The sequence below is a fragment of the Pseudomonas sp. HD6515 genome (assembly GCF_024971855.1).
GTDB classification, from domain to species: domain Bacteria; phylum Pseudomonadota; class Gammaproteobacteria; order Pseudomonadales; family Pseudomonadaceae; genus Aquipseudomonas; species Aquipseudomonas alloputida.
Genome location: NZ_CP079827.1, coordinates 3,191,419 through 3,207,266, shown reverse-complemented (window position 1 = coordinate 3,207,266; position 15,848 = coordinate 3,191,419). Strand labels below are relative to the sequence as shown.

General features: G+C 63.2%; 16 protein-coding genes. 8 read left to right on the top strand and 8 right to left on the bottom strand.

Annotated elements, in window-relative coordinates:
• Nucleotides 1-6 precede the first annotated feature (6 nt).
• The 3 genes from KW568_RS14835 to KW568_RS14825 form a co-directional block, all read right to left on the bottom strand.
• On the bottom strand, nt 7-951 hold the full coding sequence (locus KW568_RS14835) for a D-isomer specific 2-hydroxyacid dehydrogenase family protein (protein WP_004576247.1): 945 nt from the start codon (nt 949-951) through the stop codon (nt 7-9).
• Nucleotides 948-2,081: an acyl-CoA dehydrogenase family protein gene (locus tag KW568_RS14830; protein WP_004576246.1), complete on the bottom strand. Its 1,134-nt coding sequence runs from the start codon at nt 2,079-2,081 to the stop codon at nt 948-950. Before KW568_RS14830 ends, KW568_RS14835 begins: the two co-directional genes overlap by 4 nt.
• A 194-nt stretch (nt 2,082-2,275) precedes the next feature.
• Nucleotides 2,276-3,166 (bottom strand): LysR family transcriptional regulator, encoded by an 891-nt coding sequence (locus KW568_RS14825; RefSeq protein ID WP_004374429.1) that lies wholly within the window; start codon nt 3,164-3,166, stop codon nt 2,276-2,278.
• 200 nt (nt 3,167-3,366) lie between these two features.
• Here KW568_RS14825 and KW568_RS14820 point away from each other — a divergent pair, with 200 nt between their 5' ends.
• The 3 genes from KW568_RS14820 (at nt 3,367) to KW568_RS14810 (ending at nt 6,637) form a co-directional block, all read left to right on the top strand.
• Entirely contained in the window at nt 3,367-4,332 is a 966-nt protein-coding gene (locus KW568_RS14820; RefSeq protein ID WP_004374431.1) for an ABC transporter substrate-binding protein, read from the top strand.
• 16 nt (nt 4,333-4,348) lie between these two features.
• The gene (locus KW568_RS14815; RefSeq protein WP_004374433.1) at nt 4,349-5,305 is read left to right on the top strand and encodes an aliphatic sulfonate ABC transporter substrate-binding protein; all 957 of its coding nucleotides are present in this window, start codon (nt 4,349-4,351) and stop codon (nt 5,303-5,305) included.
• Nucleotides 5,306-5,650: 345 nt separating this feature from the next.
• A complete protein-coding gene (locus KW568_RS14810) occupies nt 5,651-6,637 on the top strand; it encodes a DNA-binding protein (protein ID WP_004576245.1) in 987 nt (328 codons plus the stop codon).
• 122 nt (nt 6,638-6,759) lie between these two features.
• Here KW568_RS14810 and KW568_RS14805 read toward each other — a convergent pair whose 3' ends face one another.
• Together KW568_RS14805 and KW568_RS14800 are read right to left on the bottom strand one after the other, a co-directional pair.
• A complete protein-coding gene (locus KW568_RS14805) occupies nt 6,760-7,011 on the bottom strand; it encodes a hypothetical protein (RefSeq protein WP_004374436.1) in 252 nt (83 codons plus the stop codon).
• 8 nt (nt 7,012-7,019) lie between these two features.
• Entirely contained in the window at nt 7,020-7,520 is a 501-nt protein-coding gene (locus KW568_RS14800) for a DUF4142 domain-containing protein (protein ID WP_004576244.1), read from the bottom strand.
• A gap of 152 nt (nt 7,521-7,672) precedes the next feature.
• Here KW568_RS14800 and KW568_RS14795 point away from each other — a divergent pair, with 152 nt between their 5' ends.
• Nucleotides 7,673-9,241, top strand: coding sequence for a sensor domain-containing diguanylate cyclase (locus KW568_RS14795; RefSeq protein WP_004576243.1), 1,569 nt, complete (start codon nt 7,673-7,675; stop codon nt 9,239-9,241).
• Nucleotides 9,242-9,284: 43 nt separating this feature from the next.
• Here KW568_RS14795 and KW568_RS14790 read toward each other — a convergent pair whose 3' ends face one another.
• Both KW568_RS14790 and KW568_RS14785 read right to left on the bottom strand, forming a co-directional pair.
• Complete coding sequence (locus KW568_RS14790) at nt 9,285-9,788, bottom strand: GNAT family N-acetyltransferase (RefSeq protein WP_004576242.1); 504 nt, start codon at nt 9,786-9,788, stop codon at nt 9,285-9,287.
• 17 nt (nt 9,789-9,805) lie between these two features.
• Nucleotides 9,806-10,519 carry an MgtC/SapB family protein gene (locus KW568_RS14785; protein WP_004374444.1) on the bottom strand — a complete coding sequence of 238 codons (714 nt, stop codon included), beginning with the start codon at nt 10,517-10,519 and terminating at the stop codon, nt 9,806-9,808.
• A 398-nt stretch (nt 10,520-10,917) separates the two neighbouring features.
• Between KW568_RS14785 and KW568_RS14780 the strand changes: the two genes are divergently transcribed.
• Complete coding sequence (locus tag KW568_RS14780; protein ID WP_004576241.1) at nt 10,918-11,385, top strand: sterol desaturase family protein; 468 nt, start codon at nt 10,918-10,920, stop codon at nt 11,383-11,385.
• 34 nt (nt 11,386-11,419) lie between these two features.
• Here the strand turns inward: KW568_RS14780 and KW568_RS14775 are convergent, their stop codons facing one another.
• Nucleotides 11,420-12,313, bottom strand: a complete 894-nt coding sequence (locus KW568_RS14775) for a bile acid:sodium symporter family protein (protein ID WP_004576240.1) — start codon at nt 12,311-12,313, stop codon at nt 11,420-11,422.
• Between the two features lie 184 nt (nt 12,314-12,497).
• Between KW568_RS14775 and KW568_RS14770 the strand changes: the two genes are divergently transcribed.
• The 3 genes from KW568_RS14770 (at nt 12,498) to KW568_RS14760 (ending at nt 15,650) form a co-directional block, all read left to right on the top strand.
• The gene (locus tag KW568_RS14770; RefSeq protein WP_004374450.1) at nt 12,498-13,361 is read left to right on the top strand and encodes a Dyp-type peroxidase; all 864 of its coding nucleotides are present in this window, start codon (nt 12,498-12,500) and stop codon (nt 13,359-13,361) included.
• A gap of 89 nt (nt 13,362-13,450) precedes the next feature.
• Nucleotides 13,451-14,362, top strand: coding sequence for an aldo/keto reductase (locus KW568_RS14765; RefSeq protein ID WP_033726648.1), 912 nt, complete (start codon nt 13,451-13,453; stop codon nt 14,360-14,362).
• Nucleotides 14,363-14,366: 4 nt separating this feature from the next.
• Nucleotides 14,367-15,650 carry an NTP/NDP exchange transporter gene (locus tag KW568_RS14760; protein ID WP_033726657.1) on the top strand — a complete coding sequence of 428 codons (1,284 nt, stop codon included), beginning with the start codon at nt 14,367-14,369 and terminating at the stop codon, nt 15,648-15,650.
• The last annotated feature ends 198 nt before the right edge of the window (nt 15,651-15,848 follow it).

Below are 15,848 nucleotides of genomic sequence, written 5' to 3'. Positions count from 1 at the left end.
CGGTAATCAATAGCCGCGCGCCGTGTCGACCAGGTTGGCCAGGGGCGCCTGCTCGCGGTAGCGGTGGAAGTTGGCGATGAAGGCGTCGAGGAAGGCCGGGTAGCCGTCCTCGGAAATGGCCGAGGTGTGTGGTGACAGGAACACCCGTGGGTGGTGGTACAAAGGGTGGCCTGCCGGCAGTGGCTCGGGTTCGGTGACATCCAGGCTGGCCCGGCCGATCAAGCCGCTGTCCAGGGCGTCGAGCAGGGCCTGTTGGTCGATCAAGCCGCCGCGGGCAATGTTGATCAGGTGCAGGCCGGGGCGGGCATAGGCCAGGACCTGGCGGTCGATCAGGCCACGGGTGGCCACAGTGAGCGGGGCGGCCAGCACCAGATGGTCGCTGCCGGCGAACAGCTGTCGCAGGTCGGCCACACGTTCTACGCCAGGGATATCGGCGATGGCCTGGCCGGGGCGGCTCAGGGCCAGAACCCGAAGCCCCAGGGCCACGGCCTTGCGCGCCAGGCTCTGGCCAATACTGCCGAAGCCGAGGATGCCCAGGGTGCGGCCACGCAAAGGTGCCAGCGGGGTCAGGCGCCAGTCGGCGTTCTTGACCCACAGACCGGGCAGTTGCTTGGCGGCGGCGAACACCAAAGCCAGGGCAAACTCGGCCACTTGTTCGGCATTGGCGCCTTTGCCGCTGGTTACCGTTGCACCCTGGAACACCCAGTCGGGGTAGAAGTCGATGCCCGAAGACACCAGTTGCACCCACTTCAGGCCCCAGGGCCACCCGGGTGGCGGGGTGCCTACGCGTCGCCCACGCACATTGATCGGGCGCAGGATGAACACATCGGCGGGGGCTTCGACAGCCAACTGGTCGGGGGCGATATCAATGACTTCATGGCCTGGCAAGTGTTCGCGCAGGTGCTGGTTGGCCTGGTCGTCGAGCTGGCTGGCGATGATCGAGTGGTTCATGCCTGTACCTCCGTCAGCGCGGCACGACCGACCTGGCCGAACACCACATCGTCCTGTGGGGTGTGGATCCGGCTGCAGAGTACATCGCGGTAGTGGCGCTCCAGCGGGTTGCGCCGCGACAGCCCGGGATTGCCGGCGGCCTCGACGGCCAGTTCCACGGCCTGGATGGCGTTGGCGCTGACCAGATGCTTGAGCTGCCCGGCATGCTGGGGTGAGATGTGCCCGGCGGCGGCACCGTCGAGCAGGCTCTGGTTGGCGAACAGCAGGGTATCGATGCGGCCCAGGACATGCTGGAAGCGTGGCAGGCTGGCCAGCGGCGCCCCCAGGTTGGAAGGTGTGCGCTGCTTGAGAAAGCCCGCCAGCCAGTCGCGCGCGGCGCGGGCCACGCCGTCGTATACGGCCGGCAGTAGCACCGCCATCCACAGTAGGCTCTCGCCGTCGAGTTCGGCCTTCGGGGCACTGGCGGGGCTGACGCTGACGGCGTGGTCGAGGGGAATCAGCACATCGTCGAAGCGCACTTCGTGGCTGCAGGTGGCGCGCATGCCCAGGTGGTCCCAGTCATCGATGATCGTGATGCCAGGCGTGTCGCGGTGCACAAGGAAGCCGCCGACCAACGGGTCGGTGTCGTCGCTGCGGCCCCACACCAGGTACCAGGTCAGGCCGTGGCTGCCGGTGGAGTAGATCTTTCGCCCGTTCAAGCGCCAGCCTTCGGCCGTGCGGCGCGCCACGGTGGCGGGCAGGCCACCACGGGCCGGGGTGCCCAGTTCAGGTTCGACGCGCAGGGCGTTGATCAGCGCGCCGTGCCGCACGGCATCGTAAGCCACGCGCTGGCGCAGAGGCTCGGGCCAGCGTGCTTCGTCCTGCAGGCGAAAATGTTGCAGGTATTGCATCACCAGGATCAGCGCGGTGGCCGGGTCACCCTTGCCGACCGCGCCGATCACCCGGCGGGCGCTGGCAAGGTCCGCGCCGCCTCCGCCGAGGGCACGGGGTACGGTGAGGGCGAGCAGCCCGTGGCGGTGCAGCAAGTGGAAGTTGTCGTGGGGGAACTGGGCGCTGCGGTCGTAGCGCTCGGCGTTAGCTGCGAGGGCCTGCGTCAGCTCGGCGAGCGCGCTGTCGGACGGTTGACTCATGAGGCTCATCCCTGAATGACGGTGTACTGCTTAAGACCGTATTCGTATGGATGAAGGCTGTAAAAGGCTTTTTAGTTCTATGCTAATTATTAGTTTTAATAATTTAGGCTTTTTCTTGTTATGCGCAATTTGCATTTTCTGCTTGGGCTGCGTTGCAGCCCTTACGCCACGCAAGGCCCCACAGGCCAGTGAGCTCAACCCAACAACCGATGTCCCGCGACCTCACCAAAAAGCTCCACCGGCTCCTGCAAATTACCCAGGTAGCGCGGATGGAACAGCCACAGATCCACCTGCGGCTTGAAATCGCTGATATTCAGTACATCCAGCGCATTTCGGTGCCGGCTGGTCTGCAGCAGCGGCTCGGGAACCAGTCCCAGGCCTTGGCCATTGGCGACCAGCCCCAGTTGCAACTCGGTGCCGAAGGTTTCCAGGTTGATCGACAGGCTCAGCCCTTGCTCACTCAATGCCCGTTGCAACCCGGCGCGGAAGCCACAGCCATCCGGGTTCAGCACCCAGCCGCGGGTGTAGCAGTCCTTGAGTTTGTAACTGCGCTTGCCGGCGCCGCCCTTGGCCGTGACCACCTTCAGCGGCATGCGCGCGATCGACTGGCTGGCGATCCCTTCGGGGAAAATCTTGCCTGGCGGGAACAGTGCCGCCGCAGCGTCCAGCTCACCATTTTCCATGCGCGCGATCAGGCTGCTGCCCCAGCCGCTGGTGACCTGGGTGCGCAGTTGAGGGTAGGTCTCGCGGATCTGTGCCAGGGCGTCGAGCAGCACAACGTCGCCCAACGTCTGCGGCACACCCAGGCGCAAGGTGCCCGATGGCGCGCCATCGTTGGCTACCAGTTCACGCAGCGAGTCAATCTCGCGCAGGATCGCCTTGCACTGCTCGTAGACCCGCAAGCCCATGGGGGTGGGTTTGAGCGGCTTGGTGTTGCGGTCGAGGAGGGTGGCGCCGAGGTCTTCCTCGAAATTCTGCAGCCGGCGGGTGATGGCCGGCTGCGTCAGTTGCAGGGCCTCGGCGGCAAGGTTGGTGGACTGGCAACGAATGACGGCGACGAAGGCGTCCATATCATCGATTTTCATAATCGGCGCTCTCTGGGTCGAACGGGAAAAAATCTGGCATCAGCATCATCGCACTGGAGGGCAGCGCCATCGGGATGATTTTAGAAGACAAAACGCATATTAGGTTATTCCTAAAATCAATTTAATTTATTTGAAGGATCTCGCTAGAGTCGCTTGACCCGGGCCGCATGAGGCCGCCCGCCAAGACACCGAGGAGCATCATGTCCATCCGAACGAAGCTGCTGACCGTTGCCGTTGCCCTGCTGCTGGCCGGTCATGCTGGCGCCGGCGAGCGCCTGACCCTGCGCATCGGCGACCAAAAGGGTAACATGCGCGCCCAGCTGGAGGCCGCCGACGCTCTGCGCGACCTGCCCTACGATATACGCTGGGCTGAGTTCCCCGCCGCCGCGCCGCTGGCCGAGGCGCTCAACGCTGGGGCGATCGACGCCGGCATCATTGGTGATGCGCCACTGCTGTTCGTGCTGGCCTCCGGAGCACCGGTCAAGGCCATCGCAGTGGACAAGTCCGACCCTTATGGCACGGCGTTGCTGGTGCGGCCGGAGGCGCCGCTGCGCAGTGCAGCCGAGCTCAAGGGCAAGCGCATCGCCACCGGGCGAGGGTCGATCGGGCACCACCTGGCGCTCAAGGCGCTGGCTCAGGCAGGGCTGACTGAGAAGGACGTGGAGTTCCGTTTCCTTGGGCCGGTGGACGCCAAGATCGCCCTGGCCAACGGCTCGGTGGATGCCTGGTCGACCTGGGAGCCTTACACAGCGCTGGCCGAGTTGAGTGGGCAGGGCCGTGTGTTGGTCAACGGTCGCGGCCTGTCCAGCGGCAACAGTTTTCTTGCCGCCACCGACAAGGCGCTGGAGGAGCCTGCGCGTCGTGCGGCGCTGCAGGACTATCTCAACCGCCTGGCCGCAGCCCAGGTGTGGGCCAACCAACACCTGGATACCTACTCGAGAACCTTGGCAGCGATCATTGGCTTTCCGGTAGAGGCCGCCCGCTTGCAATTCGAGCGTCGGCAGTTGCGCTGGCAGGTAATCGACACGCAAACCGTAGCCGAGCAGCAGGACACCGCCGACTTCTACCACGCCCACGGCCTGATGACCGAGCGCCTCGATGTGGCCCCGACCTTTGCCACCGGTTTCACCCTTCCCGCCGCCGCCAAGCTTGCAGCGCAACCCTGATCCCGGAGACGTACCCATGACCTTTAAACCCCTGCGTCAATTGGGCCTGGCGCTGCTCGCCAGCGCCTTGCTGCCAAGCCTTGCCAGCGCCGAGCAGACCTTGCGCATCGGCTACCAGAAGTCCTCGACCCTGCTGACCCTGCTGAAGGCCCGGGGCAGCCTCGAACAGCGCCTGCAGGCCGAGGGCATTCGTGTGACCTGGCACGAGTTCCCCAGCGGTCTGCCGCTGCTGGAGGCCCTGAACCTGGGCAATGTCGACCTCTCGGCGGACGTTGCCGACACCGTGCCGGTATTCACTCAAGCGGCAGGCGCCCAGTTGACCTATTTCGCCCGGGAAGCACCTTCGCCGACCGCCCAGGCGATCCTGGTGCCGGCGGATTCACCGCTCAAGACCCTGGCCGACCTCAAAGGCAAGCGTGTGGCGGTGACCAAAGCCGCTGGCAGCCACTATCTGTTGATCCAGGCCCTGGCCAAGGCTGGGCTGACCTTCAAGGACATCACCCCGGCATACCTGATCCCCGCCGATGGCCGCGCCGCCTTCGAGAACCACAAGGTCGATGCCTGGGTAACCTGGGACCCTTACGTGGCCAGCGCCCAGCGTCAGCAGAACGCACGGATCCTGGCCGACGGTAGCGAACTGGCCAGTTACCAGCGCTATTACCTCGCCGGCAGCGACTATGCCAAGGCACATCCTGAGGTATTGCAGCAGGTGTACCTGGCATTGCGTGAAGCCGGCGCCTGGACCAAGGCCAACCCCGAGGCCGCTGCCCGCATCCTTGGCCCGCTGTGGGGGAATCTGGACAGCGCCACGGTGCAGCAGGCCAACGCCCGGCGCAGTTACGATGTGCAGCCGGTGAAGCTGGACAACCTGACCGAGCAGCAACGGATTGCCGACGCGTTCTATCGCGAGGGGTTGTTACCCAAGGCGGTGGATACCAGTGCGGTGGACGTGTATCAGCCCCCTGGCAACTAGCGTGATGTTTCAGAAGTACCACTGAAAATCAGCTGCAGTGCCCGCACCGCGCGGGCACCGCCTTCTCCGGTGGATCCAGCACAACCCAACGATGCCTTGAGCCTCCTCGACAAACCGGACTCACAGCTCATTCTCCGCGTACTCCAGTGACTGGAATCGTCGTGCTTACCCTGCAATACCTCATCACCACTTGCTGACTCCTCTCATTCGAGCATTTTGGATGCTCACATACGATAAGCCGTGATTATTCCACCTGAGGAAATGTTTGCAGAAGGGGTTTTCTATCGCCATAATTGGTACGTAATTACATGTTACATAACACAGTACAAAATCGTAGGAGCAAGCATGGCCCGTGGCGGCATCAACAAGGTGGTAGTGCAGCAGGCGCGTCAGGCACTGATCGCCCGGGGTGAGAACCCCAGCATCGATGCCATACGTATCGAATTGGGCAATACCGGCTCCAAAACCACGATTCACCGCTACCTGAAGGAACTGAACGGCCAGCAGCCGGTGGCTTCCGAAGGCGGGGTCGCGCTGAGTGATGTGCTGAGCCGCCTGGTTGGGCAACTGGCAACCCAGCTGCAGGACGAGGCCGACCTGAAGATCGAGCAGGCCGAGAGCACCTTCACGCAACAGCGCGAGACGCTTGAGGCGCAGCTGGAAATCGCCCAGCAGGCACTGGCTGCAGCGCACCAGCAACACAAGATCGATGCAGCGGCATTGGCTGCAGAGACAGAAAAACTGTTGTCCACGCAGAGCACGCTGCAAGCCGAACAGCTGCGCAGTGCCAGCCTCAACCAGTCGCTGGGTGAGTTGCAGGTGCGCCTGGCTGACAAGGACGAGCAGGTCAAATCGTTGGAAGACAAACACCGCCATGCCCGCGACGCCCTGGAGCACTACCGCAATGCCAGCCGTGAACAGCGTGAGCAGGAACAGCGCCGCCACGAAGCGCAGTTGCAGCAGATGCAGGTGGAATTACGCCAGATGCAGCAGGGCATGATCGTCAAGCAGGACGAACTTACCCGCTTGCACCGTGACAATGAACGGTTGCTGGGAGAGCATCGTCAGGCGGCCAGTGAATGCCGGGCGCAGGATGAGTTGCTGGAACAACGCGATGCGCAGATCCAAGGCCTGCGCACGATCCTGGCCCAGGCACAAGGCGCCAGCGAAGAGATGCGCCGGCAGCTGGATGTGCAAGCCCAGAACCTTGAAACCAGGCGCGACGTGTGCGCCGAGCAGGCGCGGCAGTTGCAGTGGCTTGAGGAACAATTGAAGGCACGCGACGAGGCGCTGGCGCAGTGTCGCGCGCAGTTGGCCCCGCTCGCAGATTAATCAGACGTTTCCTGGCGGGTGGTTTCTTCCCTGTCTTTCCTGATTGCTGGCCTTTATCGCCGGCAAGCCATGTGCTATCCCTTGGGAACGGGCTTGCCGGCGACGGCCACAACAGGCAACGGTCAGCCTTCGGCGCGCCTGGCGGCCTCTACGCCCGCCGCCGACAGCTTGATCGGGTAGTGCACGCTGATCTGGTGATCACTGCTTACCGCCACGCTACCGTCGTGAATCAAACCGGCTTCCTGCAATGTCTTGAGCATGCCGGCCACCGCCTTTTCGCCGCGGTAGTTGTCCAGCACTTCCTTGCCTAGCCCTTCGGGGTGCGCATGCAGCAGACGGGTAAGTACTTCGGTCTTCAATGCATCGTTACTCATGTGGGGCCTCACTTGCCGTGCTTGGACTGAAGTGCCTTGGCATGCTTCAGATGCTGTTCGAGTTTGGGCAATGTTTCGCTGGCAAAGGCCTTCAGTTCAGCCTTGTCGGACGATGCAGCCTCCTTCTTGAACAGCTCCACCGCTTTTTCGTGAGCGTCTACCTGGTTGTTGAGGTACGACTTGTCGAAGGACTCATCGCGCCATTCCAGGATCATTTTCTTGACCTTGTCGGTCATGGCGGCCTCATCCGGCACGGAAATGTCCAGCTTACGGGCAATGTCGCCGAGTTTCTGGTTGGCCTGAGTGTGGTCGGTGACCATTTGCTGGGCGAATGTCTTGATCTCGGCGTTCTGGCTTTTCTCCTGAGCCAGGTTGCCAGTCACCACTTCGGCAATGCCGGCTTCGGTGGCCGCATCAACGAAATCATCGGAAGTCGCGGCCATTGCGTGCACCGCTGCCAGGCCTAACACCATGGAAAAACCAACGCGTCTGATGAAGAGACTCTTCATGCTTCACTCCTTTAAACCGTGGCGCGACCTCAATGTCGCGTACGGTTGAGGGTTGAGGCGTGGCAAAGGTTTAATCTTTTTTGCGCAGGTTCCGGCCGTTCGACGCTGAACTATAGTGAAAGGCGGCGAACGCGGTATGGCCAGGAAATCCAATGTGCGCAGCCCGGAAACAGGATAACGATGGGGTTTTCGCCATCAGTGGCGAGGGGCGCGCGGTGCCGCTGTTCCGCCTGGTACTGGCGTTCATGCTGGTGGTGATGCTGGCATTCGTGCTGGTGGAAGGCTGGCGCATCTGGCGTGACTACCGTGTTGCCTATAACAACGCCGAGAACATGGTCAGCAACCTGGCTCGGGCCACGGCACAGCACGCCGAGGACGCTATCCGCCAGGTCGACGTCATTACCGCGGCCTTGGCCGAGCGCCTGGAAGGCGATGGTTTCGATCACATCGACCGACCGCGCCTGAATGCCTTGCTGGCGCAGCAAAAACGCATCATGCCGCAGTTGCACGGGCTTTTCGTTTACGGCCCGGACGGCAGCTGGATCGTCACTGATCAGGCGGCCATCCCGCCCAACGCCAATAACGCCGACCGGGACTACTTCGCCTATCACCGCAGCCATACCGACCCTGGTGTACGTATCGGTTCGGTGGTGCGCAGCCGTTCCACCGGCGACCTGATCATTCCTATTTCCAGGCGCCTGGAGTATGCCGACGGCCGCTTCGCCGGCGTATTGCTCGGCACCATCAAAGTGGCGTGGTTCGTGCGTTACTACGGCGACTTCAAGATCGACGAGCGCGGCGCGCTGGTGCTGGCCAAGCGCGACGGCACCCTCCTGGTACGGCGCCCGTTCGTGGAACAGGTGATAGGCCGAAGTCTTGCCAACAGTGAGATCTTCCGCAACCACTTGCCGTATGCCACAGAAGGGGTAGCGGAGGCGGTAGCGGTCGTCGATGGTACACCTCGGCTGTACGGCTACCGCGCGTTGCCCAGCTACCCGTTGGTCGTGGAGGCGGGGCTGTCGCGTGAATCCATTGTCGCGCCCTGGCGGTACGATGCGATCAAGTCGGTGGCGGTATTGCTGCTGTTGTTGGTAGGGCTGGCAGCGTTTGGCGGGGTGGTGCTGCGCCAACTGCGCGAGCGGATCGCCATCGAGCGGGCGCTGCTCCAGGCGCATCAGACGCTGAAAGCGTTGGCCTTGACCGACAGCCTTACCGGGCTGGGTAACCGTCGGCGGCTGGATGGGGTGTTCGAACCTGAGCTGCGCCGTGCACGGCGCCAAGGCTACCCCCTGGCGCTGGTGATGCTAGACCTGGATTACTTCAAGGCCTACAACGACCGCTACGGTCACCCGGCTGGCGACCAGTGCTTGCGACGCTTTGCCGACGTGCTGCAGCAGGCCTTGAAACGGCCGGCCGATCTGGCGGTGCGCTATGGTGGGGAGGAGTTTACGCTGTTGCTGCCCGATACCGATGGCCGCGGGGCGGAACTGCTGGTGCAGGAGTTACGGCAGCTGGTGCGCCGACAGGCACTGGAACATGCCGCTAGCCCATTGGGGAGGGTATCGTTCAGTGCCGGGGTCGCGGTGGTCGACCTGGCGCGGGAGGGCGTCACTGCCGAGGCGCTGGTCGCGGCGGCGGACAGGGCGTTGTACCAGGCCAAACAGCAGGGGCGGGACGGGTATTGCGTGGCGGGTAGTGTGGCGGCGGGGCAGGGTTGCTGACCTGGCTGGAGCGCGCGGGGGCGCCATGCGTCGCGATGAAACGCTAAAGCCCCAGGCGCATTGCACAACGCCCGCTGAGACCGTGAGCATGCTCGCTCGCGAGGATGCTTTGGAGTCGTTCGCAAAGCCGGCTTTCCTGAAGCCTCTCGAACCCGAAACGGGCATAGAACGGCGCATTCCAAGGCACATCCACAAAGGTGGTCAGCGTCAGCTCGCGTACACCGGCGCAGCGGCCTGCATCGACCACTTGCTGCAGCAACCGGCGCCCGACACCTTGCCCTTGGGCCTCCTGGCACACCGATATCTCATGAAGGTGCAATGCCTGATTCGCCAGCCGGGCGCAGGCAAAACCCACAATGCGTCCAGCCGGGTCCTGCGCCACCCAACTACCACCTGCCTCGACGAAAGCCCTGTGCGCCGCGCAATCCATGACTTCGCCTTGCGCCAGCCAGGCCAGTGCCGGCCAACTGACAAAAGCCTGGGCTGCCGAGCGCTCGACGTCCGGCAGCGACGTGATGTCCCGGTCAAGGGTAGGGCGGATAAGCATGAGTCACTCCTGTCGTTCTAATCCGTCGCCAGCACCTGCGGCTGTAATTGCCAGCGCACCGAGCTTACACCTTTCTCCAGGCTGACCCTGCTGACCAGGCGCTCCAATTGCGCCGGCGCCTGCGCGGTGCCCAATAGCTCGGCGCGCACTTCCAGGCGCGCAGGGTTGTCCAGGTCCTGGCTCTGCAACGACTGCAGGCGCAGTTGTGGGTCGCCCAGGCTATGCAACATCAGGCTACGCACCTGGATCTCATCCTCGCCGCGGCAGACAATGCGGACTTCGAAATGCTGTTCCACCTCGCTGGCCGGCACTACATCCTGACGGTCGAGGCGCTGGGCGATATCACGCAACAAGATGTTGGCGCAGAGCACCACCAGGCTACCCAGTGCCGCCTCCATCATCAGCCCGAGGCTGCACAGCACGCCGACCGCAGCCGTGCACCACAAGGTGGCCGCGGTGTTCAGGCCACGTACATTGAAACCATCGCGCATGATGACACCACCGCCGAGAAAGCCGATGCCCGACACCACATAGGCTGCGACGCGCGACGCATCGGCAGGCGCCATGCCTGGCACCGCCTGGGTCATCAATACGAACAGGCAGGCACCGGTACTGACCAGCGCATTGGTGCGCAGCCCAGTCAGGCGTTGGCGCAATTGCCGCTCGGCACCGATCAGAGCCCCCAGCACCAGGGCAATGCTGACGCGCAGCAGAAATACTTTCCAATCCATAGCAAACCTCTTCCGCAGGCACACGCCCGCATGAACGCCATCAGTTGGCGCGGTTGAAATAACCAGAAAATTGCGCAGGACCACGAGGAGGGAAGGAGAAGCGGGGGTTACAGGAAACCACCGTCTTGCCAGCACGGCCAGACAGTGCAGAACACTGCCGGGCTAGCGCGCCACGCGGGCCTGTCGCAAGCGACTGGGGCTACTGTCCAAGGCAGGTCTCCTGTTGAGGAAGGCAAAATTGCGTCGCGGACCATACGCCGCAGGGCAGAGCAGGTCAAGGGCAAACACATGACAATGGCTTCATCCGTGAACGGCCTGCTGCCGGTCACGCCCACATGGAAAAAAACCTGGGCAGCCGGTAACCTTGCGCCTCCCTTTGCCATCACCCGGACCGTTCCATGCTGTTCAATCTCGCCGTATTGTTCGGCACCCTGGTGGCCATGGAGGGCGTTGGTACGCTGGCTCACAAGTACATCATGCATGGCTGGGGCTGGTGGCTGCACCGATCGCACCATGAGCCACACCTGGGCATGCTCGAAACCAACGACCTGTACCTGGTGGCCCTGGGGCTGATCGCCACGGCGCTGGTGGCGCTGGGCAAAAGTGGTTATGCGCCTTTACAGTGGGTAGGCGGTGGTGTGGCAGGGTATGGCGCACTGTATGTACTGGCCCACGACGGTTTCTTTCACCGGCATTGGCCGCGCAAGCCGCGGCCGGTCAACCGCTACCTGAAACGCCTGCACCGCGCACACCGCCTGCACCATGCGGTGAAGGGGCGCACGGGGAGCGTGTCGTTCGGGTTCTTCTATGCGCCGCCGCTGAAGGTGTTGAAGCAGCAACTGCGCAGCAGGCGCAGCCAATCGTGACGCATCCCCGGCACCTGCCGGGCATTGGGTGACGTCAGTTCACGGTTTCACCTTTGGGCTCTGCCGTCACATGCCCGCGGCTCACCCACCAGCCAAACCCGGCCGCAGTAAAGAACATGATCAAGCTGTACAACGCAGCGGGCACCGCCATGGTCGCGTTGTTCAGCAGCGAAGGGCTCAACGCCAGGGCAATCGCCAAGGTCCCGTTATGGATGCCAATTTCCATACCAATGGCAATCGCCTGGCGCTTGGGAATGCTCAACAACCGCGGCACCCAATAGCCCACCGTCAGGCTCAGCAAGTTGAACAGCAGCGCCGCCAGGCCCACCACCGGTGCGTACTCGACCACTGTCTGCCAGTCCTTGGCCAGTGCCAGGACGATGGTGAAGGCCAGGAACAGCGCAGCCACCAGCTTCATCGGCTTTTCCATGCGCGCAGCGAACGCCGGGGCAAAATGGCGAATCAGCATGCCCAGCGCCACCGGCAGCAAGACGATGGCGAACACCTGCATGACCTTGGCGAACTGCAGTGGAATAGCCTGGTCCGAGGCCATGAACCAACTCAGCGACAGGTTCACCAGCAACGGCATGGTCAGGATCGCGATCAGTGAGTTGACCGCCGTCAGGGTGATGTTCAACGCCACGTCACCGTGGGCCAGATGGCTGAACAGGTTGGCCGTGGTACCGCCCGGCGAAGCAGCCAGCAGCATCAACCCCACTGCCAGGGCAGATTCCAGGCCAAAGCCGTTGGCGATCAGGAAGCACACCAGCGGCAACAGCAGGATCTGGCACACCAGGCCCACCACCACGGGCTTTGGGTACTTCACCACGCGAGCGAAGTCAGCCAGGGTCAGCGACAACCCAAGGCCAAGCATGATGATGCCCAGTGCAAGCGGCAGAAACGCAGTGAGCAGGGGCGAGGCGGTCATGAGGGGGATCTCGGGCGAAGGATCTGAAGCAGTGTAGGTCGGCCTTGATTGATAGCTAATTGCAAAGGGCCAGCTCTTGGTAACCGTTTGTTACTACGTGCAGCGGCTGGCGAGGCTGCATGCCGCATTGCAGCAGGCATGCAGGCGAAGTAGCATTCCGTTTTTACCTTAGGATTAGCCTGATATGCCGTTCCAGCAAGGTCTGCTTGCCACCCCGGTGCCGGCCCACGCCCGTCACCTGTTCTTCACCCTGCAGTCGCCCGAGGCGTTGCCTGCCGCGCTGGATGCCTTGCTGCCGCAGGTCGATGGCAAACAGTTGCTGCTGGGCGTAGGCGCCCCCCTGGCCAAGGCCCTGGGCCGGGAAATACCAGGCCTGCGCCCGTTCCCGCTGCTGGATGCTGCGGTGGAGAACCCCAGCACCCAACACGCCCTGTGGCTGTGGCTGCGTGGCGACGAACGTGGCGACCTGCTGCTGCGCGCCCAGGCCCTGGAGCAGGCGCTGGCTCCCGCGCTGGGCCTGGCCGACAGCGTTGATGGCTTCCTGCACCGGGGCGGCCATGACCTTACCGGTTATGAAGACGGCACCGAAAACCCGGTAGACGAAGAGGCGGTGCAAGCGGCCATTGCCGCAGATGGCGCCAGCTTTGCCGCGTTCCAGCTGTGGAAGCACGACCTGCAATACTTCAAGTCGCTGCCCCAGGTAGACCAGGACAACATCATCGGCCGTCGCCTGAGCGATAACGAAGAACTCGACGACGCCCCCGAGTCCGCGCACGTCAAGCGCACCGCCCAGGAAAGCTTTGAACCTGAGGCGTTCATGGTCCGTCGCTCGGTAGCCTGGGCCGACCAACGCGGCGCCGGCCTGGCCTTTGTCGCGCTGGGCAAGAGTTTCGAGGCATTCGAAGTGCAGCTGCGGCGCATGAGTGGCCTGGAAGACGGCATCATCGACGGGCTGTACCGCTTTAGCCGCCCGCTGACGGGGGGCTACTACTGGTGCCCGCCAATGAGCGAGACGGGTGTCGATCTGAGCTCCTTGCTGCGGGCCTGATCTCTAAACATCCAGATACAGAAACACCCGCAGGCAAGGGACAGAGCGGCTAGGCTTGAAGATTTCCGATTCATGACGGGGGATTTTCCATGTACGCACGTCGTGAAGTCCTACGCGCAGGTGCAACATTGGGGTTGCTGGCCGCCGCCAGCCCTTGGCTGCACGCTGCCGTGCCGGCGGGTTTGCTGGCCCGTAAAGTCCCGTCCACCGGTGAAGCGTTGCCGGTGATCGGTGCCGGTACGTCGGGCAGTTTCGAGGTAGAAAGCGGTTCGCCCCAATACCTTCAGCTCAAAACGGTGCTGAAGGCATTTTTCGAAGGCGGCGGCCGGGTGATCGACACCTCGCCCAACTACGGGGGCGCCGACAGCATTCTCGGCCAGTTGCTGGAGGAGGGCGGCTGGCACCGCCAGTGCTTCCTGGCCACCAAGATCGCCGCCAATAGCCGGGCTGAAGCCCAAGCGCAGTGGGCCGGCAGCCTCAGGAGCCTGCGCACCGACAAGGTCGACTTGCTGCAGATTCACAACCTGCGCGACTGGCAGACCCAGCTGCCTTATGCCCGCGAGCTGAAGCAGCAGGGCGGCACGCGTTATGTCGGCATCACCCATTACCTGAACAGTGGCCACGACGACGTCGCGCGTATCGTGCGAAGCGAGCCGCTGGACTTCATCCAGATCAACTACTCGGTCAACGCCCCTGACGCTGCCCGTGAATTGCTACCGCTGTGCCAGGACAAGGGCGTTGCGGTGTTGATCAATCGGGCCTTCGACGATGGTCGGCTGTTCGCCCGGGTCAAGGGCCAGGCCTTGCCGGGCTGGGCCGCCGAAGCAGGCATCGGCAGCTGGGCACAGCTGTTTCTCAAGTTCGCCATCAGCCACCCGGCAGTGACCACGGTCATCCCCGCTACCAGTCGGCCTGACCGCCAGCTCGATCAGCTCAAGGCCGGGCATGAGCCAATGCTCACCCCGGCGCAGCAACAGGCGCTGATCACACAGTTTGCCTGAGATGATGCAAGCCTGGCGGCGGCGCCTGGACCAAGGGCTGAACATCCAGCCTGGTGAGGGGCCGGCGGTCATCGCCGGCTTGTTGCTGTTCTACCTGCTGTTCACCGGTTACTTCATGCTGCGCCCGGTGCGCGAAACCCTGGGCGTTGCCGGTGGCGTGGAAAACCTGCAGTGGCTGTTCACCGGCACCTTCATTGCCACGTTGGCGTGCCTGCCGCTGTTTGGCTGGCTGGCATCCAGGGTGCAGCGCAGGCATATCCTGCCTTGGACTTATGGTTTTTTCGCCAGCAACCTGTTGCTGTTCGCGGCACTGTTGGCCGGTAACCCTGACGATCTCTGGACCGCCCGGGCGTTCTATGTCTGGCTGTCGGTGTTCAATTTGCTGACGATCTCGCTGGCCTGGAGCGTGCTCGCCGATCTGTTTTCCACCGCCCAAGGCAAGCGGCTGTTCGGCCTGCTGGCAGCCGGGGCCAGCCTGGGTGGGCTCAGTGGCCCCCTGCTTGGCACCCTGCTGGTGGCGCCGCTCGGCCATGCCGGCTTACTGGTGCTGGCGGCGGTATTTCTGCTGGGCAGTATCGGCGCGACACTGTTCCTGCAACGCTGGCGAGCCCGTCAACCCATTGCGATGCAAACCGAACATCAGGACGCGCGGCCACTGGGTGGCAACCCGTTTACCGGCGCCACCGCCGTCCTGCGCTCGCCCTATCTGCTAGGCATCGCTTTGTTCGTGGTATTGCTGGCCAGCGTCAGCACATTCCTGTACTTCGAGCAGGCGCGTATTGTCAGCGAAACCTTCACGGACCGCACCCGACAGACACAGGTGTTCGGCCTGATCGACACGGTTGTGCAGGCCCTGGCCATCCTCACCCAGGTCTTTCTTACCGGGCGCCTGGCCCGTCGGCTGGGTGTCGGTGTGTTGCTGGTTGCAGTGCCGCTGGTCATGGCTGCCGGCTTCTTGTGGCTGGCACTGGCCCCGGTGTTTGCCCTGTTCGTGGTGGTGATGGTGGTGCGCCGGGCAGGTGAATACGCACTGGTACGGCCAGGGCGGGAGATGCTGTTCACCGTGCTGCCCGCCGAGGACAAGTACAAAGCCAAGAACTTCATCGACACGGTGGTCTACCGTGGCGGCGATGCGCTGAGCGGCTGGGTCAAGCGTGGGTTGGACGTGATGGGCGAGCACCCGCAATTGGCGATGCTGATCGGCGCGCTGCTTGCCGTGGGTTGGGCCGCGACGGGTGGCTGGCTGGGCCGGCGCCAGGCGCACATGGATCGCCCGCCGCACCACTGACACGCGCACCAAATACGGCGATGCCGCTTATTTAACGCCACCGGTCCGAACCTCTCGTAATAAAGCGAATCTGCCGATATCGCCGAACTCCGAATCTGTGTACGGCATCTTGCCGTGCATTCCGAAGTCATATGAGGTTTGAACACCATGGCCACTAAAGACAACAGCCGCACCGGCAATCAACAAGGCAGCCAAGGC